Annotated in this window: 21 protein-coding genes; 16 read left to right on the top strand and 5 right to left on the bottom strand. The window is 44.8% G+C overall.

Annotated features, from left to right (window positions below; all coding sequences use genetic code 11):
• The first annotated feature begins 24 nt into the window (after positions 1-24).
• A complete protein-coding gene (gene scpA / locus QVC79_RS11185; protein ID WP_124318042.1) occupies positions 25-2181 on the top strand; it encodes a methylmalonyl-CoA mutase in 2157 nt (718 codons plus the stop codon).
• 204 nt (positions 2182-2385) lie between these two features.
• On the opposite strand, the gene QVC79_RS11180 is transcribed toward scpA, so the two are convergent.
• From QVC79_RS11180 to QVC79_RS11165, 4 genes are all read right to left on the bottom strand, one after another.
• On the bottom strand, positions 2386-2781 hold the full coding sequence (locus tag QVC79_RS11180) for a hypothetical protein (protein ID WP_124318043.1): 396 nt from the start codon (positions 2779-2781) through the stop codon (positions 2386-2388).
• 7 nt (positions 2782-2788) lie between these two features.
• Positions 2789-3664, bottom strand: a complete 876-nt coding sequence (locus tag QVC79_RS11175; RefSeq protein WP_270594588.1) for an Rpn family recombination-promoting nuclease/putative transposase — start codon at positions 3662-3664, stop codon at positions 2789-2791.
• A 128-nt stretch (positions 3665-3792) separates the two neighbouring features.
• Positions 3793-4875, bottom strand: coding sequence for a glycosyltransferase family protein (locus tag QVC79_RS11170; protein WP_270594590.1), 1083 nt, complete (start codon positions 4873-4875; stop codon positions 3793-3795).
• Complete coding sequence (locus QVC79_RS11165) at positions 4872-5675, bottom strand: UDP-2,3-diacylglucosamine diphosphatase (RefSeq protein WP_270594591.1); 804 nt, start codon at positions 5673-5675, stop codon at positions 4872-4874. Before QVC79_RS11165 ends, QVC79_RS11170 begins: the two co-directional genes overlap by 4 nt.
• Positions 5676-5819: 144 nt before the next feature.
• On the opposite strand from QVC79_RS11165, the gene QVC79_RS11160 reads away from it, so the two are divergent.
• The 3 genes from QVC79_RS11160 to QVC79_RS11150 all read left to right on the top strand — a co-directional run bounded on the left by QVC79_RS11160 (position 5820) and on the right by QVC79_RS11150 (position 8835).
• Positions 5820-6983: a MalY/PatB family protein gene (locus QVC79_RS11160; protein WP_270594592.1), complete on the top strand. Its 1164-nt coding sequence runs from the start codon at positions 5820-5822 to the stop codon at positions 6981-6983.
• Between the two features lie 295 nt (positions 6984-7278).
• Positions 7279-8115, top strand: coding sequence for an ATP-binding protein (locus QVC79_RS11155; RefSeq protein WP_270594593.1), 837 nt, complete (start codon positions 7279-7281; stop codon positions 8113-8115).
• 102 nt (positions 8116-8217) lie between these two features.
• On the top strand, positions 8218-8835 hold the full coding sequence (locus QVC79_RS11150; RefSeq protein WP_270594594.1) for a trimeric intracellular cation channel family protein: 618 nt from the start codon (positions 8218-8220) through the stop codon (positions 8833-8835).
• 3 nt (positions 8836-8838) lie between these two features.
• On the opposite strand, the gene QVC79_RS11145 is transcribed toward QVC79_RS11150, so the two are convergent.
• Positions 8839-10203, bottom strand: coding sequence for an MFS transporter (locus QVC79_RS11145; RefSeq protein ID WP_270594750.1), 1365 nt, complete (start codon positions 10201-10203; stop codon positions 8839-8841).
• A 142-nt stretch (positions 10204-10345) separates the two neighbouring features.
• Here QVC79_RS11145 and QVC79_RS11140 point away from each other — a divergent pair, with 142 nt between their 5' ends.
• From QVC79_RS11140 to QVC79_RS11085, 12 genes are all read left to right on the top strand, one after another.
• Positions 10346-11488, top strand: coding sequence for an isochorismate synthase (locus QVC79_RS11140; RefSeq protein ID WP_270594595.1), 1143 nt, complete (start codon positions 10346-10348; stop codon positions 11486-11488).
• Positions 11469-13169, top strand: a complete 1701-nt coding sequence (gene menD, locus QVC79_RS11135; RefSeq protein ID WP_270594596.1) for a 2-succinyl-5-enolpyruvyl-6-hydroxy-3-cyclohexene-1-carboxylic-acid synthase — start codon at positions 11469-11471, stop codon at positions 13167-13169. The genes QVC79_RS11140 and menD overlap by 20 nt, the downstream gene beginning before the upstream one ends.
• Before the next feature lie 410 nt (positions 13170-13579).
• On the top strand, positions 13580-14671 hold the full coding sequence (locus tag QVC79_RS11130; protein WP_270594597.1) for a WG repeat-containing protein: 1092 nt from the start codon (positions 13580-13582) through the stop codon (positions 14669-14671).
• An 11-nt stretch (positions 14672-14682) separates the two neighbouring features.
• Positions 14683-15174, top strand: a complete 492-nt coding sequence (locus QVC79_RS11125; RefSeq protein WP_124317261.1) for a CD225/dispanin family protein — start codon at positions 14683-14685, stop codon at positions 15172-15174.
• An 11-nt stretch (positions 15175-15185) separates the two neighbouring features.
• Positions 15186-15596, top strand: a complete 411-nt coding sequence (locus QVC79_RS11120) for a DUF2752 domain-containing protein (RefSeq protein ID WP_270594599.1) — start codon at positions 15186-15188, stop codon at positions 15594-15596.
• Between the two features lie 242 nt (positions 15597-15838).
• Entirely contained in the window at positions 15839-16660 is an 822-nt protein-coding gene (gene menB / locus QVC79_RS11115) for a 1,4-dihydroxy-2-naphthoyl-CoA synthase (protein WP_087419323.1), read from the top strand.
• 22 nt (positions 16661-16682) lie between these two features.
• On the top strand, positions 16683-17741 hold the full coding sequence (locus QVC79_RS11110; protein WP_270594600.1) for an o-succinylbenzoate synthase: 1059 nt from the start codon (positions 16683-16685) through the stop codon (positions 17739-17741).
• 5 nt (positions 17742-17746) lie between these two features.
• A complete protein-coding gene (locus QVC79_RS11105; RefSeq protein WP_270594602.1) occupies positions 17747-18772 on the top strand; it encodes an AMP-binding protein in 1026 nt (341 codons plus the stop codon).
• A 57-nt stretch (positions 18773-18829) separates the two neighbouring features.
• Positions 18830-19744, top strand: a complete 915-nt coding sequence (locus QVC79_RS11100) for a glutaminase (RefSeq protein ID WP_270594603.1) — start codon at positions 18830-18832, stop codon at positions 19742-19744.
• A 63-nt stretch (positions 19745-19807) separates the two neighbouring features.
• Entirely contained in the window at positions 19808-21070 is a 1263-nt protein-coding gene (locus QVC79_RS11095) for a FimB/Mfa2 family fimbrial subunit (RefSeq protein WP_270594604.1), read from the top strand.
• 99 nt (positions 21071-21169) lie between these two features.
• The gene (locus QVC79_RS11090) at positions 21170-21886 is read left to right on the top strand and encodes a YebC/PmpR family DNA-binding transcriptional regulator (RefSeq protein WP_087419310.1); all 717 of its coding nucleotides are present in this window, start codon (positions 21170-21172) and stop codon (positions 21884-21886) included.
• Positions 21887-22134: 248 nt separating this feature from the next.
• Positions 22135-23340 carry a site-specific integrase gene (locus tag QVC79_RS11085; RefSeq protein ID WP_270594605.1) on the top strand — a complete coding sequence of 402 codons (1206 nt, stop codon included), beginning with the start codon at positions 22135-22137 and terminating at the stop codon, positions 23338-23340.
• Positions 23341-23413: the final 73 nt, after the last annotated feature.

Raw genomic sequence — 23413 nt, 5'->3', positions numbered from 1 at the left:
TTATCATAAATCAAAAACTGAAAGATGAAACCAAATTTCAAAGATATAAATATCAAGTCAACAGAGAAAGCTACCACTGCTGCTGCAGAATGGGAAAAAGCTAATCACATTGAGAAAAACTGGTTGACACCCGAGCTGATACCGGTAAAACCCGTGTACACGGCTGAAGATTTAAAAGGGATGGAGCACTTGGATTATGTTGCCGGAATCCCTCCATATTTACGTGGTCCCTACTCCATGATGTACCCGATGCGTCCTTGGACAATCCGTCAGTATGCCGGATTCTCTACCGCAGAGGAATCAAATGCATTCTATCGTCGTAACTTGGCTGCCGGACAGAAAGGTTTGTCTGTAGCATTCGACTTAGCCACTCACCGCGGATATGACTCAGACCACCCGCGTGTAATCGGTGACGTGGGTAAAGCCGGTGTTGCCGTAGACTCTATCATGGACATGAAGATCTTGTTCGATCAAATTCCATTGGACAAGATGTCTGTATCCATGACGATGAACGGTGCCGTACTTCCTATCTTGGCATTCTATATCGTTGCCGGATTGGAACAAGGTGCTACTCTTGACCAATTACAAGGAACAATCCAGAATGATATCTTGAAAGAGTTCATGGTGCGTAACACTTATATCTACCCGCCGAAGTTCTCTATGAAGATTATCGCTGACATCTTCGAATACACTTCCAAGAATATGCCGAAGTTCAACTCTATCTCTATCTCCGGATACCACATGCAAGAAGCAGGTGCTACCGCCGATATCGAGTTGGCATACACCTTGGCTGACGGTTTGGAATACTTACGTGCCGGGGTTAACGCCGGAATGGACATCGACGCATTCGCACCTCGTTTGTCATTCTTCTGGGCTATCGGTATGAACCACTTCATGGAAATTGCCAAGATGAGAGCCGGACGTTTGTTGTGGGCTAAGATCGTTAAACAATTTAACCCGAAGAACCCGAAATCTTTGGCATTGCGTACACACAGCCAGACTTCAGGTTGGTCATTGACCGAGCAAGATCCGTTCAACAACGTGGGTCGTACTTGTATCGAGGCCATGGGAGCTGCTTTGGGACACACGCAATCTTTGCACACCAACGCATTGGATGAGGCTATCGCTCTTCCGACTGACTTCTCTGCCCGTATCGCTCGTAATACCCAGATCTATATTCAAGATGAAACTACCGTATGTAAATCAATCGACCCGTGGGGAGGTTCTTACTATGTTGAGAGCTTGACTCAAGAATTGGTTGAAAAAGCCTGGGCTCACATCCAAGAAATTGAAAAACTGGGTGGTATGGCAAAAGCTATCGAATCCGGTATTCCAAAATTACGTATCGAAGAAGCAGCCGCTCGTACGCAAGCTCGTATTGACAGTGGCGAACAAACCATCGTGGGTACGAACAAATATCGTTTGGAAAAAGAAGATCCGATCGATATTCTTGAAGTGGACAACACGGCAGTACGTGAAGCCCAGATCCGTCGTTTGCACGAATTGAAAGCCAACCGTAACCAAGCCGAGGTGGATGCCGCATTGGATGCGATCACTCGTTGTGCTGAAACCGGCGAGGGCAATCTGTTGGAATTGGCCGTAGACGCAGCCAAGAAGAGAGCCTCTTTGGGAGAAATCTCTTACGCATGTGAAAAAGTTGCAGGACGTTATAAAGCAGTTATCAGAACCGTGAGCGGAGTATATTCAAGTATTGCCAAGGAAGACGAAGACTTCCAGAAAGCCAAAAAACTGGCAGACCAGTTTGCAGAAATGACAGGACGTCGTCCGCGTATCATGATCGCTAAAATGGGTCAAGACGGACACGACCGAGGTGCTAAAGTTGTTGCTACGGGTTACGCAGACCTTGGTTTCGACGTGGATATGGGACCGTTGTTCCAAACCCCGGAAGAAACCGCTAAACAAGCCGTTGAAAATGACGTTCATGTTGTCGGAGTTTCTTCTCTGGCAGCCGGTCACAAAACGCTTGTACCTGCCGTTATCGCAGAATTGAAAAAATTGGGACGTGAAGACATCCTCGTTTACGTGGGTGGTGTTATTCCTCACCAAGACTACCAATTCTTGTTCGATGCGGGTGCTATCGCCGTATTCGGTCCCGGTACCAAAGTATCCAAGAGTGCAATCCAAGTTCTCGAAATTTTGATTGACTTGGCTAAGAAATAATGAAATGCTATCAGGCAAGGGAAGGGAGTCCATGAGGCTCCCTTTCTTGACTATACCTCACCCCTATCTACACTCAAATCCTCCTGTCTTATCAATAGAGACACCCAGTTTATTTTGGAAAATTAAGGCGTTGACTACTTGTTATTCCTTATATCAAGCTATCCTTGAAGGCAAAATTATACCCACGAGTTGACTTTATTGCCCCTAATCAACAGAAAGATTATGATATTTTTCAAATTTCGTACCTTTCGAAAAACAATCGGGTAAACAATGTGCGGCATAACACAATTTTTCTTTATCAGAAGCCAAATTTTTGTCCGCACAATATTTTTTTATAATTGCCGTCGCATTTAAAAATCCATTCTTTTCTGATTCAGTCACTACAGAGATTTCATTATAATCATCGTCCAGAATATCCTGTCCATTAGAAGTGACGATCATATAAAGTTTTTCATCAACGCCTCCCACTTCTGCCGAAAATTGCCGATACTGCTCGTCTGTCAATTCTAGGAAATTCTCTTCAACCGGAAGAAATCCCAATTGGAACACCAGTTGAAGAGCCTGTCCCGTATTTCCGATTAATAAATCAAATACATTCATATATTACCTATAACTGTTCGACCTCCTCGGGTCGCAATCCCGTACTTCGAATAATTGTTTCCACGGATATTCCCATCTTTTTCATGTTTCGAGCAACTTCAAGAATACCTTCTGTACGGCCTTCTGCCCGACCTTCTGCTCGACCTTCTACCAGTCCCTCGAATTTAGCCGTTCCCAACACGTCGTTCTGGATCATGATCGCATCCACATGACGATCATAAGCGGCCCGCTCACTTGGATCCATATCATAGTAAACCAGTTTTTCTCTTGCCTCTTTTAATCCCGGTGTGGTCGTGTCCGGACGGATGTGATCGTTTTTCAAATAATCCAGCCACTCTTCAAGCGGGGTTACAGCCACCTTGTCAAATTCGTTCACTCGGATTAAAAAATATTCGGGAAATATCTCGGAGGGAAGACGACGAACCAAGGCATCACGTTCTTTCATTGTTACCTGTAAGTGGTCGCCGGTGTGAACTCCCGTGAACGTGTTCTGACCGTGATACAAGTAATCATCACCTTTACCGATATCGAAATAGAGGATACTGATAGAATAAATTTTCTTCACTTCCGAGTAAAGTTCTCCCAGTTCTATATGCTCGATAATGGCCTTGGCCGCACCGTAAAGAATTCGTTCCAAGAAATATAATTCCCGCATCACCTGAACTTCCACGATAATGATCTCGTCCTCGCTATCCCGAGCCTTGATGTCCACACGATTAAACTTGTCATTGTCGTCCTGTTGATTGCTCTCGCTTTCCAATATGTCAAGAATCTGTATCGGGCGATTCAGTAAAACTGTCAGCAAGCCTTCCAGCACCCCGAAATTAGCCTTGTTGCGCAACAAGCGTTTCACGGCCCAGTCAAATCGAATGTATTTATCCATCACTAAATCGTTTGATTACCTACTTCAAAGGTAAACATTTTTAATTACTTTTCCAAGGCTTGTTCAATGTACCCGGCATAACCTGAAAGTCTTTTGCATAAAGATGGATTGTAAGGTAGATAAACTTTCTATACCAGCGTCGTCAAATGCCGAATAAACAACTCTTCTGCAGATTGTACCCAAGCTCGAAAAGCCCCTGAATCTGCATTATGGCTCGGAATATATTCCACGAGGCGGGAAACATCGAAAGTCGTACTCTCGATTCCCGCCCCGGCTCCAACTGCATCGGCAGCATTGATTTCCTGTTCCACGTGGGTAGGAATCATCATGACCGGCTTTCCCAGATACATCGCCTCGCAGACGGATTCAAACCCAGCGGTCGTGACATACCCCGAACAGCCTTGCATGTATTCTAGAAACTTGACATCATTAATCCGGTGGAAAGTTAAACGATCGTTTACCCGAAAAACCGGAGGAGCAGTTTTCTTGTCCCAAAAGAAGTGAGCCTCCTGATCGGGATGGGATTTATGCCACTCTTTTACCTCATCGGCATACCCGGGATTCAGCATATACCCTAAAATATATCCCTTATCCCGCGGGTCAGCTTGTAACACCTCTTCCCGTAAAAGTGGCGGTACGACGGCCATTCTCTCCCGGTAAAAATCCTTTAAGGGATAGAATGAAAGAGCCAATGTTTTCGTCGCCCCGATACTACACAACGTGTTATTCAGACGCAATAACATTTCTTCTCTTCCGGTCCCGTTCCCGTATTGGAAGTCAGGATGTTTCATCAGAAACTGGTGAGCGATACAGACAAAAGGAACATGTTCCCGGAAACGCAGGTTCATCAGCCCGGCCAAAATCTCGTAAAAGTTAATTACCACATCCGGCTCCGTCTTTTGAATGTGACGATGGATCAGATTCACGCTTTTCCTATATTCCCGCAATTTCTTCACCGTGATATTAAGTAATATACTTTTTGTCAGTTTCACCTTCTTGTGATCTTTCCCATAACAAAAACTCGGGCTGGTAAAAGTCTTTACCTTTGCCCCAATTTTCTCCAAAAAAAAAGCGGGAATCTCCCGGTTACTGCTTTTCCCAACCAGCACTTCCACGACCTCATGACCATGACGACGTAGCATTTGTGAGAGCGAAATGGCCTGTGTCAGATGGCCCCTTCCCTCTCCTTGAACGATAAATAAATACTTCATACCGCTAATCCCGTGTGTAATACAGTTTCAGATTCCGAATCTCTTACCTCCGTCAAAGCCTTTTCTTCGATATACACGTTCCAGTTTCCATCGTAATCCTCGGTCAAGGCAGAGAGAGATTCCATCCAGTCTCCCGAATTCAAGTAAAGCACGTTCCCGATCATCTTCTTCTCCGGATAGTGGATATGCCCGCAAATCACCCCTTGACAACCTTTCTTCCCGGCAATATCCACGATGTGTTTTTCGAAATCACTGATATATGAAACCGAAGCTTTCACTTTCAACTTGATTTCCCGGGCAATCGAATAATAGGGCAAACCTTTCTTCAATCGACGGCGATTGTAAATCTTGTTCGCCCACAACAAAAAAGAATATCCCACATCCCCGACTTTCGCCAACCAACTCATAGAGGAAGTCACTTTATCAAACACGTCCCCATGCAGCACGTAATAACGTTTATCCCCACTCGTGTAGATGTAATCCTTCACCACTGAAATATTCGAGAAGGTCAAGGGGATCACTCGATCCAAGAAATCATCATGATTTCCCCGCACGTAAATAATCTTCGTGTCATGAGAGATGTCCAGTAACACCTTGATAAAATTCGTGTGGCGCCGCCGCCATTTACTGTTTTTCCCTCGCATAAGCGACCACCCGTCGATAATATCACCACATAAGATAAGGGTATCGCAAGAGTGTTGTTTTAAAAAACGGGTAACCTCTTTCGTCTTCGACCATTTAGAACCGAGGTGAATGTCCGAAAGAACGATTGTTTTGTAATGTTGCTGTTTCTTAGGCATATATTCATTCCTAAATTACTTATACAAAGGAAGAATTGTATTGTTAAGAAACGATTACCAAAATATGAAATAAATGTTTCGACATTTCCCGTATAAATATTTAAAAGAGTTTTATAACTTGCTACTCGATTAAATAAAAAAAGTATGTACAATTTTGATCAGATAATAGACCGTCGGAACACCAGTTGCGTGAAGTACGACAATCTTGTAAATGTGTTTGGTAGCACGGATATTCTGCCCATGTGGGTAGCAGATATGGATTTTCAGGTTGCCCCCGAAATTCTCGATGCCGCTCGTGAATGTTGTGAAAAAGGAGTTTTCGGGTACACGTTCCGAAGTGATAAAGCCAAACAAGCATTCGCTGACTGGGTGGCACGTCGCCACGGTTGGCAAGTAGATACCCGCTGGCTGTTAAGTAGTCCCGGTATCGTCACGGCCCTAGCATTAGGGGTTCGAGTTTACACGGAAGAACATGATAAGGTCATGATTTTTACTCCTGTCTATCCTCCATTCTACGCCGTGGTGAAAGATAACAACCGGGAACTCGTATGCAGTACCTTGAATGTAGAAAACGGACATTACCAGATTAACTGGGAAGATGTTGAAAAGAAACTGAAAAACGGAGTAAAATTACTGATAATAAGCAATTCTCACAACCCAGTGGGAAGAGTATGGACCAAGGAAGAACTTACTCGAATCGGAGCGTTATGCCTGCAATACGGGGTTACAATCCTCTCTGACGAAATCCATTCCGACCTTGCCCTCTTCGGACACAAGCACGTGGTAATGGCCTCCCTGTCACCGGAGATTGCCGCGATCACCGTGACCATGATGGCTCCGAGTAAAACATTCAATATCGCCGGGATGATGAATTCCGTTGTCGTGATCTCGGACCCGGAATTACGTCGCCCCTTCGAGAAAGAACTTTTATGTCTGCACTTGGATTTGGGTAATATCTTCGGACACGTCACTCTAGAGGCTGCCTACAAGCACGGGGATGCCTGGTTGGACGAAATGGTTCGTTACCTCGAAAAGAACATCCTGTTTGCCGACCAATTTCTCCGGGAAGAGTTACCCTCGGTAAAAATGATACTCCCGGAAGGCTCTTTCTTACTCTGGCTTGATTTACGGGCGACAGGGCTATCCCACGAGCAAATTCAAGAAAAACTACTCCACGAGGCAAAACTCGGCTTAAATAGCGGCACGGATTTCGGACCCGAGGGAGAAGGCTTTTTCCGCATGAACATCGGTTGCCCGCTCGAAACGGTAAAAGAAGGACTGGAACGCTTGAAAAAAGCATTCAAATAGTTATATAGCCTTGATACCAAGATTAAACTATCTCTCGGGCGTTTTAAATCACTTTCAAAACCGTTATCCCGCTATCACATGGCGAGGGCGAAACGGAACGGTAAGTCCATTGAAACGGTTGAGAGATAGTTTAACCTTAGAAAAAAAGTTACATTGCCCTAGTATTACACACCATATTCCCAAGTTAAAATTCATAAACAATTATTCTTGTTTTTTGAGTTCCGATTGTAATATTCATTACAAAACTCCACTGTTTTCACGTGTATCTTTGCCCTAGAACCAAAAACGACTGATTATGAAACGGACAATTATAAAAATAGACGAGGAAAAATGTAACGGCTGCGGGCTATGCGTGAAAGGTTGCCACGAAGGGGCTTTACAATTAATCGACGGGAAAGCCGTCATGATAAGTGATTTGTACTGCGACGGACTGGGTGCTTGTATCGGAGAATGTCCCGTCGGTGCCATCGAATTAGAAGAGCGGGAAGCGGAACCATATAGTGAAGAAGCTGTTATGGAGCGTATAGTGTCCAAAGGAGAACACGTGATTCTAGCTCATTTACGTCACCTGAAAGAACACGGTGAAAAAGAGCTGGTAAAACAGGGACTGGACTATCTGAAACGCCATAACATCCCCATAAACCTGCAAGAATTACACCCCACACCGAAACTGGGATGTGGATGTCCCGGTTCCATGGCAAGAGAATTAAAACCTGTCATGAAACTCGCTGTAACCCCATGTTCCGGTGGCTCCGAACTCCGACAATGGCCTGTGCAGTTACACCTATTAAACCCGCAAGCCGGGTATTTCCAAAGGGCAAACGTGCTACTGGCCTCCGACTGTTCAGCCTTTGCCTCCGGGAATTTTCATGAACGCTTCCTGAAAGGTAAGATTTTGGCAATTGCCTGCCCGAAACTGGATCATAATACCGATTCTTACGTGGACAAACTTCGTAGCATGATTGACGATGCCCGGATCGACACGCTCACGGTTCTCATCATGGAAGTTCCTTGTTGCGGTGGCCTCCTGCAAATGGCTTTAAAAGCGAGAGAAATGGCCTCCCGTAACATCCCGATCAAAAAGATCGTACTTTCCGTGGAAGGGGAAGTGAAAAGCGAAGAGTGGGTATAAAATAGGTTTATAAACCCTATTATCATGCTGTAAAACATCAAAATACGTGGCGAATGATATTCCTTTATTATTAGCTTTGCAGGCTCAAAAAATAACAGGAATATGAATATTGATTTTACTACAATCATTGATTACATCGGTACATTCGCATTCGCTATCAGTGGAATACGTTTGGCATCAGCCAAGCGATTCGACTGGTTCGGGGCATACGTGGTCGGAGCTGCAACAGCCATCGGGGGCGGAACAACACGAGATTTGATGCTGGGGTTAACTCCTTTTTGGATGCACCAACCTTCCTATCTGATTGTTACAGGGCTGGCCTTATTATTCGTGATTATGTTCGGGAAATATGTCATCCGATTGAATAACACGTTTTTCATCTTTGATGCCATTGGATTGGGACTATTTACCGTGGTAGGCATCGAGAAGAGTTTGGTTGCAGGATTCCCAATGTGGGTTGCCATTATCATGGGTATGACAACCGGGGCTGTCGGGGGAGTCATTCGAGATATATTTATCAACGAAGTACCTCTTATCTTCCGTAAGGACATATACGCTATCGCCTGTATTCTAGGGGGATTAATTTACTTCGCCAGTGACTTCTTTGCCGTGGGACATATCACGACCCAGATCATCACGGCCGGAAGTGTCATTTTAGCCCGAGTCGTTGCCGTAAAATACCACATCAGTCTTCCGGTATTGAAAGGAAGTGACGAATAGGAATCAGAACCGTTGTTCCTCCGTAGAATCTATCCCAATAGCAATCTCCTTGATAATCCCCTTTTCAATATAAACGGGGCGGGCATATCTACGCACCAAGGGGCGATAATACTCGAAAACCAAAGCAGCGACAAAACAACAAATCCCGGATAGTAGGATAATCATTTGCAAACCGATCCATTTTTCAATTGCCCCCAGCACCATACTGCCCACGGGAGCCATACCCGTGAAAGACATTGCCATATATCCCATCACCCGGCCTCGTTTATCCTCGCCGGAAAGGGTCTGCAACAGCGTGTTGATAGAAGCCACGGCTGCAATAATCGTGAAGCCCACCGGCAAGCATAACACGGCAGCCACCCAAGGAATCGTAACAAACGACATCACCGACAAACCGATCCCCAGCAATGCCCCGGAAAGCATCACCACTTTTCCCAGTCCCAGCACACTCTTCCGGGCTGCCAGATACAAGGCCGCAATGAAGGAACCGACACCGATACATGAAAGTAGTAGCCCCAGCATCTCGCTCTCCCCGTGCAGGATCGTTTTCACGTAAGCCGGGATAAACGTCATCAAGGGTAACCCGAAGAAACTGATCGCGCTCATCAAAAGCAATAGCGTACGGATCGGTATATTACCCGCCACGTACCGGAAACCATCCCGCATATCTTCCCACACCTTTTGTTTCACGGTTCTCTCCTGCTTGGGCGCTGCCCGCATCATCAACAAGGCAATAATCACGGCAATATAGCTGATACCATTCAACAGGAAACAAATGCCCTCTCCCAACAAACCGATCAACACTCCACCCACCGCAGGCCCGATCAAACGAGAACCATTAATCACGGCAGAATTCAGCGCAATAGCGTTACTCAACTTATCCTTCGGGACCAAACTCGGGTAAAAAGATTGTCTAGTAGGATTATCCAAAGCATTGATCAAACCGATCAACAAACTCAGAATCATGATATGCCACACCTGTATCAACCCGGTCAACGTGAGCAAGGCCATCAACAACGCCTGTACCATAGACAGCGATTGCGTCAGCACCAGTAACTTACGTCGATCAAACCAGTCAACAAAAACGCTCATGTAAGGAGTTGCCACGAGAATCGGGATTTGCGCCATAAAAGTAACCGTCGCCAGTAAAAGTACTGACCCGGTCAACCGGAACACCAGCCAACTCATGGCAATCTGTTGCATCCACGTCCCGATCAACGAGATACATTGTCCCCCGAAATAAAGACGGAAATTATAACTTTTCAAGGAAACGAATACCTGCGTGAAGGCCCCTAAATTATTCGGCAATAACTCCCGAAGCCCTCGCCAACCACCCAAAAACTTATACCCGCTCCTATCTTTATTCATTTCATTCAAACAAAATAACTTTATTAACTTGCAACCTGCAACGTGGCGCAGCCACTTCCCCCACAAAAATACTTACATTTTGTATCAATTGAATCACCAGCGAATAATTTTGCCTATTTTTGCGGTAAGAATAGGTTATGCCATGATAGAACAAACAGAAAACAGACTCTCGGTTGCAGAAGCGCAGAACATCTGCCTGCGAAATAACATCCCGTTTTACACGTACCGTTTACCCGGTTCTCGTGAAGTTATTTTCGGGGCTCAACTCTCCAACGATACCCGAATATTCAAGGGATTCGAAAAACATCGGGGAGAGAAAGGGTTTGTTATCACGCCCTTCAATCACTCCTCTTGGAGTTTCCCCTTCTTCATCAAGGCCGATCTTTCATTCACGGACTACCTGACTGACGGCGAAGCGATTCGGAATTTACAAAACACGGTTTTCAATACCCCGGAGCGTATTTTCACCAAGCAGGACTGCGAGCATTTCGAGTACTTGGATGAACTGCGTACGATGATCGACACGTTGAAACAGGAAGGGATGAAAAAAGCCGTTCTATCAAGAACCATCACAATACCCTGCGATTCACTCCGACTATCGCCAGCGATCTTCGAGCAAATGAAACAATACCACCACGCCTTCCTGTTCTTTGCCGCCATTCCGGGTAAATGCGCTTGGATGGGTGCCTCACCGGAAACTTTCCTCAAATACGACAGAAACGGATTCTTCACCATGTCACTGGCAGGAACTCAACCCGTGGCAACAGCAAAAAATCCACCTGAATGGGGAGACAAGGACATCGAGGAACAGCAAATCGTGACCGACTACATCCAAGACACGCTAAGACATTTCTTTACCCGCCATCTCGAAATCGAGGGACCTATCACGTTACAAGCCGGGAATGTCTTTCACCTCTGCACCTTTTTCAGAAGTGACGAACAACTCCCTGCCGACCAGATTGACGAACTGGTAGGACAACTTCACCCGACTCCGGCCGTCTGCGGCTTACCCAAAAAAAGAGCCATGCAAATCATCACGGAGATCGAGAAACGGGATCGGGGATATTATGCCGGATTCCTAGGACCATTGCAAGCCTCCGGGGCATTTGACCTGTTTGTCAACCTGCGTACCATGGAAGTATTCGATGACGCCCTGCGGTTGTATGTCGGAGGCGGCATTACCCCTCTTTCCGACCCGGAAACCGAATGGCAGGAAACTTGCCAGAAAGCCGATACTTTACTAAACCTCATACGTCAAATGAATTATGGAAAAATCACGTTCTGATATTGAAAGTGTTCGAATTCTTATCAGTTTACTCGTCCAAAAAGGGATCAAAGAAGTCGTTCTGTCACCCGGTTCCCGGAATGCACCTTTACTCGTGTCTGTTGCCCGGGAAAAAAGATTGAAACATCACATCATCGTGGATGAACGTTCGGCCGCCTTCTTCGCACTGGGAATAGCACAACAGACCGGACAAACGGTTGCCCTTATCTGCACGTCGGGAACCGCCTTATTGAATTACTCCCCTGCCGTGGCGGAAGCCTATTACCAAGGAATTCCCCTTCTCGTGATCTCGGCAGACCGTCCCTCCGAATGGATAGATCAAGACGATAGCCAAACGATACAACAACAAGGGGCATTATGTAACTTTGTGAAAAAGAACTTCCAACTCCCGACAGCCATCACGTGCAACGAGGATCGTTGGCATACCAATCGTCTGGTAAACGAGGCTATCAATCTATCCCAACATGGCCGGAAAGGCCCCGTGCATATCAATGTTCCCTTGAGAGAACCCCTGTACGGCTTTCAACATGAATCCATAACTTCAGAACGGGTGATCAAGACGCTGAAAGAAACCCCTTCCTTAACCGCAGAAATCTCTCAAAACCTGCGGGAGGAATTTTTTCTTTGTCCCAAGGTCATGATCATCGCCGGATTCCATGAACCCGACCCGGTTTTACAACAACATATCAAGTTACTGGCAAGCCTTCCCAACGTGGTGGTTTTAACGGAAAGCGTAACAAATCTATCCATTCCCCTCGTGATCTCCACGATAGACAGGGTAATCTCCACGATACAACCGGAAGAGACAGAAACTTACGCCCCTGAACTACTCATCACGTTCGGGGGAGCGATCGTTTCCCGCATGATAAAGGCTTTCATCCGAGAACATACCCCACATTCTCATTGGCATATTGATGAACGGTCGACACCGCCTGACACGTACAAGTCCATGACCCTCCACGTCCCCATGGACACCCGAACATTCTTTGATCAACTCCAACCCGCGGAAATAAAAGCCAACAGTTTGCCGTCCAGTTATGCCCACCAATGGCATCAACGGGAAGAAAAAGCAACACAAATACACGATAACTACCTGAAACGTATCCCGTGGTGTGATCTGAAAGCCTTCTCCATGCTCATTCCCGCACTTCCTGCCGGGAGCCGTTTACAACTAGGCAACAGCACCCCGATACGTTACGCCCAACTCTTCCGGTACACGCAGGTGGACCGTACCGATGCCAACCGGGGAACAAGTGGTATTGATGGTTGTACCTCGACAGCCATGGGTGCCGCCTCAACATTCGACGGGATCACCACGCTGATCGTGGGGGACAACAGCTTTTTATACGACTCCAATGCTTTATGGATCAAAAACTGTCCCCCATCATTACGAATCATCGTTATCCAAAACGGGGGAGGAGGCATATTCCGCTTTTTGGCAGGTCCTTCCGGTCTGGAAGAAGTTGAAGAATTCTTTGAAACCCCTCACGACGTGGATATAGAACGGCTTGCCGAAGTTCATCGTTTCAAGGTGTACCAAGCAACAGATGCTCCCTCGTTAGAATCAGCACTATCCGAATTCTACCAACCGGGACAACAACCGGCCATTCTCGTTGTTCACACACCCGGAAAAATAAACGGAGAAATATTAAAAAGATATTTTCAAGCGTTGAGGGATTAACTAAGGGAAACTAGAATTTCTCAGAAGAGCTATTTTTAACTCTCTCTATAAACAGAAGAGGGGTTGGTGATTCATTCCGAAGACAGAGAGTATTTCAACTCTACCTCTGCAAGAGAAAGATAAAGATTAAAAGATAAAAACTAAAAGTTGAAAGTAGAAAATTTAGAAGCGTCGGCTTTGTGTGGCGGAAATCTAAAATCTAAAATCTAAAATCATTAAATCTAAAATTAGTAAGGGGAGTACCCCGAAGGGGGGAGGGAATTTGAAAAATAACTTTTTGGACAGCTCCGCCCAAAGCCCCACCTCATTTTTTCTTCCCCCAACAGCACACTTATCCATTTATTTACTACTTTTGGGATAGCGTTTGTTTATTCTTTTTATCTTAATTTATGGGGATAAGTTATTATTTCATGGACAAGACCCACAAACAGGTCGGACCGCTTTCGTTAGATGAACTTAAACAACAAGGAATCATGCGAGAAACACCCGTGTGGCATGAAGGTATGCCAAACTGGGTACAGGCAAAAGATATTCCCGAATTACATGAATGTATCACACCTCCTAAACCACAAATCAGCGTGGTACAGATTGTCCTGATTTTATACGCGACCTTAGGCACTATTCTCTTCTTACTCGCTGGCAGATTTGTTTCGGCGTTTGTCGCCTCGTGGTTTGACATTTACCCATACGTTCCGGGTATTATCATCCTCATCATCGGGGTACTGGGTATCATCTTTTCCCTGTTTTACAAAAAAAGAAAATACCTACTGAATACAACACTGATAGTTCTACCCTTCTTACTATCTTCCTTATTTTCCATTTTCTATTATGGAATACTAAATCATGCCTATTGTTTCCGGTACGATCGCTGCATCATAGAGAAAAGATCCGGAGTCGGAGTCATGGATAAATTCGGCTTGGAAATCGTTCCCTACATATACGATAATATCGCACCCAATAGTTACTGGTCACCCGCTTACTACCGGGCCACGTATAACAACCAAAAAGGGATACTCGCCCTCGATGGAACTGAAATTATCCCATGTATATACGATGATGTTGACACTTGGCTCACAACCGACAATTTCATGGTTAAATCAGGGAAACTAAAAGGACTATATACCCCAAGAGGAAAAGTAATCGTTCCTTGCGAGTACACGAAAATTTCCCGCTGGCGGGAAACCTCGCTCCTCCACGTGAAAATGGATGACCAAGAAGGCCTCTATACTCTAGAGGGAGAAGAGATTTTACCCTGTCAATTTATCATCTGTAAAGAATTAAACGGTATATCACTGATCAACCGCGGCGGATTTTCGAAAGACGGTAAAGTCCAAAATGGAGTCTGGGGAGCAATCAATAAAAAAGGAAAAATCATTATTCCCTGCAAATACAATGACATCATACCCTACGCCGGTTCTGAACGCATCGAAGCCGACGGGGGATATATCAAAGATATTTACGACTTTAACGGAAATTATTTACGAAGCGAATATAAATGGTAAATTATTAAACTATGGAAAACTATTTTTACCTGAACGAAAAGAATGAACAAAAAGGTCCGGTTTCTCCCGAAGAATTAATTAGCAACGGGGTAACGAGAAACACCCTCGTGTGGAAAAATGGTATGGCCCAATGGCTCCCGGCAGGAGAAGTACCCGAACTCGCGAAATGGTTCACGAACACAACCTCCACGCCTTCCACACCCCCACCATTTCCTCCCACACCGCCCCAACCATCGGTAAACAACAATTCCAAACCGGACAATTGGCTAATTTGGGCAATCCTATCGACCGTATTATGCTGCTTACCGTTAGGGATTGTATCTATCATCTACGCCACAAAAGTGGACAACCTCTGGAATTCCGGTCAGCAAGAGGAAGCGATAAAAGCTTCTAACATGGCAAGATTATTTTTCTTCCTTGCATTAGGTGGAGGTGTACTCGCCGTGATCATCGGGTTCATCAGCGGATTAGCAAGTGTACTGATGGGAGGAGGTTATTATTAATATTCGAATGAATGTATTCGTTCGGACATTTTAAGAAAATAGGCCTCATATCAATTATACTACTCGGGATCATCCTGTTCTTCATTGATCCCGAGTATTCGGTATTTATACCCAAATGTCCCTTCCGTTGGTTCACGGGACTTGATTGTCCGGCATGTGGTAGCCAAAGGGCAATTCATCAATTATTACACCTGAATATCAAAGGAGCTTTCGGGTATAACCCGTTCCTTATTCTTTCTCTTCCTTATCTAATGGCTCTCGTAATCACGCAATGGTTTGATCCCCGAAATAGATTGGCCCGGCTGAAAAGGATATGCCATCACCCGATAGCCGTCAACACGTACTTAATATTAATCATAGTATGGTGGATTGCCCGGAATATCCTACCTTTCCTCCGGGGTTCCTTACCACCAACCATATAACACGTTGACATCAGTTTCACATCAAAAACACTGGCGAGTGTTCGTGCTATGAAGATGCTATGTTCATGCTATGTTCATGATCCCGCCCAACGTCGAAGAAGACATAGACCTTCCACGAACAAAGCCATGACTTTCTTCCCTGTACCATCACGCGAATTCTTTATATCGAACCACGTTAAAATAAAAATTATCATGTACATTTGTCGTTACACTTTGTAAAAACTAAAAATAACATACCGGATATGTCAAAAAGAGAATGGACTACAATCAAAGAATATGAAGACATTCGATTTGAATTCTTCGAAGGAATAGCTAAAATAACCATTGACCGCCAAGAGGTTTATAACGCTTTCCGCCCGCAAACCAATTTCGAAATGCTGGATGCCATAAATATCTGTCGGGAACGGAGTGACATTGGTGTTGTTGTACTCACGGGGGCCGGGGACAAAGCGTTTTGTTCCGGAGGAGACCAGAAAGTGAAAGGAATAGGAGGCTACATTGATGAAAACGGGGTTCCCCGCCTCAACGTACTCGACCTGCACAAAGCCATCCGTTCTCTTCCGAAACCCGTCATCGCCATGGTAAACGGATACGCCATAGGTGGAGGCCACGTGCTTCATGTCGTGTGTGACCTCACGATCGCTTCCGAGAATGCCCGTTTCGGACAAACAGGACCTAAAGTCGGTAGTTTCGACGGGGGATTCGGTTCCTCGTATCTCGCCCGCCACGTGGGCCAGAAGAAAGCTCGTGAAATCTGGTTCCTTTGCCGCCAGTACACCGCCAAAGAAGCCGAAGAGATGGGGATGGTGAACAAGGTGGTTCCCTTCGATCAACTGGAAGATGAAACCGTGGACTGGTGCAAGACCATCATGCAACGCAGCCCGATGGCCATCCGCATGATCAAACGGGCATTGAATGCCGAATTGGACGGCCAACACGGATTAATGGAATTTGCCGGGGATGCCACCCTGATGTACTATCTCATGGAAGAGGCACAAGAGGGTAAAAACGCCTTTCTGGAGAAACGAGACCCGGACTTCAAGAAATTCCCCAAATTCCCATGACCTACAAATTTCACAATCCATCATGTTACAAGCAACCTATTCAAAATATAACCTGCACTTCAAACAACCGGCAGGAACTTCCCGGGGAGTGCTCACGGAAAAAGAAACTTGGTTTGTCAAAGTCTGGGAGTCAGAACAACCCGAAATATACGGATTGGGAGAGTGTGCTTTGTTTCGGGGATTAAGTGCAGACGACCGCCCGGAATTCGAGAAAATATTAAAAGAAACCTGCGAAGGTTTCGGCAGCCTACGTGACATCCGCTACTTGCGAGATTGGAGTTCTATCCAATTCGGCTTGGATACCGCCATAGCGGATTTAAATAATGGAGGTAAACGCATCATTTACCCCACCCCTTTCACCGAAGGACAAACAGATGTCGAAATCAACGGTTTAATCTGGATGGGTTCCAAAGATTCCATGCGCCAACAGATTATCAAAAAGTTGGAGGCCGGGTTCCATTGCATTAAATTGAAGATCGGAGCTATCGATTTCGATGCAGAGTTAGACCTGTTACGCATGATTCGGTCACAATTCAGCAAAGAGCTAATAGAACTCCGGGTTGATGCCAACGGAGCTTTCTCCCCGGAAGATGCACCTCGGAAACTGGAACAATTGGCTCAATATGATATTCACTCTATCGAACAGCCCATCCGTCAAGGACAATGGGAAGAAATGTCTCGTCTATGCCGAAATACCCCTATTCCGATTGCCCTAGATGAAGAATTGATCGGAATCGAAGGATTCAACAAAGACAAGCTACTTGATACTATTCGCCCCCAATACGTCGTAATAAAACCATCTCTTTTAGGCAGTTTCTCAGGCTCATGGGAATGGATTGCCCGTTCCCGAGAACGTAACATCGGCTGGTGGATTACTTCCGCACTGGAATCCAATATCGGGTTGAATGCCATCGCACAATGGACAGCTTATATTTTGGAGTGTCACCCCACGGGCATGCCTCAAGGCTTGGGAACGGGGCAACTCTACACGAATAATATCCCTTCATCCTTGGAACAAACCGGCTCGACCATCCGGTACAACCCACAGGCAAGCTGGAATTTATCCCCACTCTCTTTTTAAAGGCCATGAACATCAGACTAAACGGTAAACGGTACACGGATTTAAACATGCTTCCGGGCAATATTGACCCGGAAGTCATCGCCTTTTTGCAGGAATGGTATAACGAAAAAGAAGAAGTTATCGGGCATACTTCCGGTTCCACGGGGAAACCGAAGGAGATTCGGTTATTGAAAAAAGACATGATCGCATCCGCCAGCTTAACAAACGAATATTTCCACATCGGTCCTCAATCCCGCTTGTTACTTTGCCTCTCCCCGACTTATATCGCAGGGAAAATGATGATCGTCCGCACCATCCTCTCGGGAGCCGACCTGATCACGATAAAACCGACTTCTTCTCCCCTGCAAAACCTCGAGGACGACATTGACTTCGCCGCCATGGTTCCCATGCAGGTTGAAACCACCTTGGCCAACCCGGAAACTCGTTCCCGATTCGCTCGCATCAAGCAAGTGATCATTGGCGGGGCTGCCGTCTCCCCCACGTTAGAACAACACCTTCAAGAGCTACCAACAAGGTGTTACGGCACGTACGGCATGACTGAAACCGTTTCGCATATTGCCCTACGGGAAATCAATGGCGAAAGAAAATCCTCCGCCTATTTCGCCTTGGGAAAAGTGTCCTTCTCCACGGACGAAAGAGGTTGCCTAATCATCAACACCCCGCATCTCCAACAACAGAGATTCATCACGAACGATATTGTCCGGCTTGTTGACACCACTCATTTCGAATGGTTGGGACGCCATGATAACGTGATCAATTCCGGGGGAGTAAAACTATTTCCGGAAAGCATAGAAGCCCGTATCGCCTCTTTTCTAAGCCAACGTTTCTTTATCACGGCTGAAGACGACTGTCGGCTAGGACAAAAAGCCGTGCTTGTCATAGAATCGCTCCCTTGGGACGGGGCTGAATGTCAGCAATTACTATCCCGACTCAAATCCTGTTTATCTCCTTACGAAGTCCCCAAAAACATATATTTTCAAGAACATCTCACGGAAACCTATTCCGGCAAAATTGTACGAAAAATAAAATAAACACGTACCGATGAATCATTTACTTTCTTATCTTTGCCCCCGTTTAAAACGTTTGCAATGGATTACAAGGAAGTTATTGACAACATATATAACGAGGTAAAACCCCTCTTCGGACAAGGTAAAGTAGCTGATTACATCCCTGCCTTGGCAAATATCAACCCGCGTCAATACGGGATTGCCATAGCCACTCTCGATGGCCAGATCGTCGGCACGGGAGACTACCAAACCAAATTTTCCATCCAAAGTATTTCGAAAGTCTTTACTCTCTCCATGGTCGTTCGCCACATGGGGGGAGACCTGTGGAAATACGTGGGACGGGAACCTTCCGGAACCCCGTTTAACTCGCTGGTTCAGTTGGAACACGAACAGGGAATCCCGCGTAATCCGTTTATCAACGCCGGGGCTCTCGTGGTTACGGATAAAGTGATGAATCTTTACCACCGACCGAAAGAAGCCATCCTGCAATTCGTGAGAAGCGTGGCCGGAAACGACGACATTTACTATGATAAAACGGTGGCCCAGTCCGAATTTGAACACGCTAGCCGGAATCAAGCCCTAGGACACTTCATGAAAAGTTTCGGTAACATCGATAACGACGTGGACTCGCTGATCGACGTGTACTGCAATCAATGCAGTATTGCCATGACGTGCGAGGATCTTGCAAAATCATTCCTGTTCCTAGCCAACCACGGGACCAACCCGCACAACAACGAGAATATCCTCACCGTGAGCCGCTCGAAACGCCTTAGCGCACTCATGCTGACCTGCGGTTTCTACGACGAATCCGGGGAGTTCGCTTTCCGTGTAGGAATGCCGGGCAAAAGCGGTGTCGGAGGAGGCGTGGTAGCCATCATCCCGGGCAAACTCAGTATCGCCGTGTGGAGTCCCGAACTGAATGAACACGGGAACTCGTACATGGGAATCGAAACACTCGAACGTTTTACCACGAACATCGGGATTTCTATTTTTTAACAAGACTTCACCTTGCTAAAAGTTACAAGTTGCAGGTTTACCAGTTACAAATTCAAAAACACAATGAGAAAAATAATATTTTTACTGGTAACGCAGTTTGTACTTTTTTCATGTCAGAAAAGCAAAGTCATGGAAGGGCAGGAGATACGAATCCCGCTTGAATGTAACACTTCCATGGAATTTTCCATACACCACTTGCACCTGTTTGCCATTGACCGAGATAATCGTATCGCCCGTCATGAAACGTTTACATCATCGGACATTCATGAAAACACACTTCACGCTACTCTCCCTCTGGGCAGATACAGATTAGCCCTCGTGGCCAACGCTCCCAAGGGAAACATGGTTATTCCGGAAATCGGAGAAACACTTGAAAACTTGTTCCTTTGCCTACCACATGAAGAAAACACTTACCAAGAGGCCTGTGACATCTCCACGGCTCTACAAAGTGTCAGTATCACAGAAAATAAAAATGCCCTTCCCCCGATCCGGCTCTTCCGGAGAACAGGAACATTACAGGTCTCTCTCCATGCAATTCCAAAGGAAATATCCAACCTAAACCTTGAATTGTCTTTCATCCCGTCCTCGGTCAGTTTTTCCGGATCAACCACGAACACCTTCGGCACGATCACGAAACCCGTGGATCATCAAGGAAAAGTAATGATTCGGACCTTCCCCGCCAAAAAGGGGGAAACCACACTTTCTGTTACCTACGATGAAGACAACACGCCAAAGCGAAAAATTATCCCCTTCTCGGTAGCTATCGACACGAATCAAACCATTCACGTGGAATGTAATTTCCCGGAATTAACCGAAGGCGGGATACAGGGGAATGGGGAAAGCTTATTACGAAACGGGGATTTCGAGGAATGGAGTAACCCGGAAAAAGAACCCGACCATTGGCATTTTTATAAAGACGGGAAAGACAGTGTCGCCCTCAAGATCACGAGCTCCCAAGCCCGTTCAGGACAAGCTGCATACCTACAAGGTAAAACTTACCTGTACCAAGATGTAGAAATTGAAACCGGCAAACGCTACGAGATAAAAATGCACGTGAATGCCCCTTCTCCCTCTTTTCCGTGGAAATATTATTGTTACTGGCGTAAAACCAAAAGCACGGCACTCCCGGCAGAACACAACAAACCCATACAAGCCCAAAGTTACCTGAAACAAACGAACGGCTGGATCAACGTGTTCAACGGCAAATCATTCACCGCCCCGGAAGGAGCCAAACTTTTACGGGTAGAAATCCGTACCTATGGCAAAGAGATCACACCCGAAGAAGGAATATATATTGATGATTTCAGTGTAGAACTCGTGGAATGAAACTCATTCTCAACACAAAATCGCTGAATTCCTTTTTTGTTTTAAGTAGAAAAACTAAATTCGCGTTTCAAATTGTAATATAAATAAGATTCACATCATATGGGAAGAGCGTTCGAATACCGTAAAGCACGGAAGCTAAAGAGATGGGGCAATATGGCCCGTACGTTTACCAGAATAGGAAAAGAGATTGATATTGCCGTAAAAGCCGGTGGTCCGGACCCAGCGAATAACACGCGTTTACGTATACTTATCCAAAATGCCAAGGCTGAAAATATGCCGAAGGAGAACGTCGAAAGAGCTATCAAACGCGCCGTTTCAAAAGATACTTCTGATTACAAGGAGATCGTTTACGAGGGATACGGTCCTTTCGGTATCGCCATCGTGGTAGAAACCGCAACCGACAATAACACCCGTACTGTTGCCAACGTACGCCATTGCTTCAATAAATACGGCGGTTCTTTAGGAACAACCGGTAGCCTAGATTTCTTGTTCGACCGGAAATGTGTGTTCAAGATCACCCGCCCGGAGAACTTCGACCTAGAAGAATTCGAATTGGAAATGATTGACTACGGTGCCGACGAAATCTTCGAGGACGAAGAAAATCACGTGATCATCTACGGTTCTTTCGAAGCATTCGGAGCTATTCAAAAATATTTGGAAGATAACCACTATGAAATGGTCAGCGGAGAATTCGAGCGTATCCCTCTTGATACAAAAGAATTAACCGACGAACAAAGAGAAACCGTGGACAAATTGCTGGAAAAATTAGAAGAAGATGATGACGTAACTAACGTTTATCACAACATTAAAGAATAATTTTCTTGCAGATTAAAAAATATTGTTGCATATTTGCACCCGCAAAACGGTTAAAAGCCCTTGCAACAAGGAAGACTTCGTAGCTCAGCTGGTAGAGCAATTGACTCTTAATCAGCTTTTATGATAAAGAAAACACTAAAAATCAAGCACTTACAAAAGTAGGTGCTTCTTTTTTTATCCATTTTTAGGCAGATTTTCACCCCCCAGTTAAACCATGAGTTAAACCAAGAGTTAAACCGAAATCTATCATGAGTACAGGAATTAACATCTTGTGTTACAAATCAAAAACACTTGCAAATGGGGAACACCCTTTAATGCTTAGAGTATGTAAAGATGGTAAAAAGAAATACATCAGTTTAGGTCTATCAATTGCAGAACAATATTGGGATTTCACAAAAAACAAACCAAAACTCAATTGTCCCAATAAAGAGTACATAGAAACCCTCATAGCAAATAAAACCAAAGAATTTAATGAAAAGGTTATTGAATTCAAATCTGAGGACAAAGAATTTACAGCAAGAACTCTCATTGAAAAGGTTTCCAAACCAACAAAGAAAAAGACTGTTGGAGAATTCTTTCTGGAACAAATAGAACAACTCAAAATAGCCAAAAGAACAGGATATGCAAAATCCCATTACCATGTTTACAATTCCTTGATGAAATTTAATGGCCATCTTGATATTTATTTCTCTGATATTGATATTCCTTGGCTAAAAAAATATGAGGAATGGCAAAGAGCGAATGGAGATGCAGAGAACTCTATTGGAATAAGATTCAGAACATTAAGAGTTGTCTATAATCATGCAATTGAAGAAAACCTTGTTAAAGAGGAATACTACCCATTCCGTAAATTCAAAATTTCAAGACTACATGAAGTTACAGCTAAAAGAGCAATTGTAAAAGAAGAAGTGATGCAAATTATCAACTATAATTATACCGGCAAAGACTTATATATTCATTTAGCCATTGATCTATTTTCATTCTCTTATTTCATGGGAGGCATCAATTTCATTGATATGGCTTACCTTACCCATGAAAACATAATAGATTCTCGATTAATTTACAGAAGAAAGAAAACAAGGAAACTCATCAAACTTCCTTTACTCCCCAAAGCCTCTGAAATTATCGACAAATACAAAACTGAAGGTAGTCCTTTTCTCTTCCCCATTTTATCAACATTCCATCAAACAGAAATTCAACAAAGGAATAGAATTCATAAAACAATTGTTAAAGTAAATCGGCGATTAAAAAACATTGGTAAAGAACTTGGGATAGATAAGAAATTGACAACCTATGTTGCTAGACACTCTCATGCAACCACATTAAAAAGAGCTGGTGTAAGCACATCTATCATCAGTGAAGCATTGGGACATAGCTCTGAAAAGGTAACCCAAATTTATCTGGATAGCTTTGAAAATACCCAAATGAGCAATGCAATGCAAAATTTATTATGAACACAAATAACCTCTTATCTTCGGATTTGAGGTTATTTTTTTTACCAACAAAAAAATTTATATTTGGAAAAAT

Origin of the sequence: Butyricimonas sp. (assembly GCF_019423355.1) — a bacterium.
In the GTDB taxonomy this organism is placed as follows: domain Bacteria; phylum Bacteroidota; class Bacteroidia; order Bacteroidales; family Marinifilaceae; genus Butyricimonas; species Butyricimonas faecihominis.
Note: the sequence above shows the minus strand (reverse complement) of the source record. Positions and strands in the feature narration are given on the sequence as shown.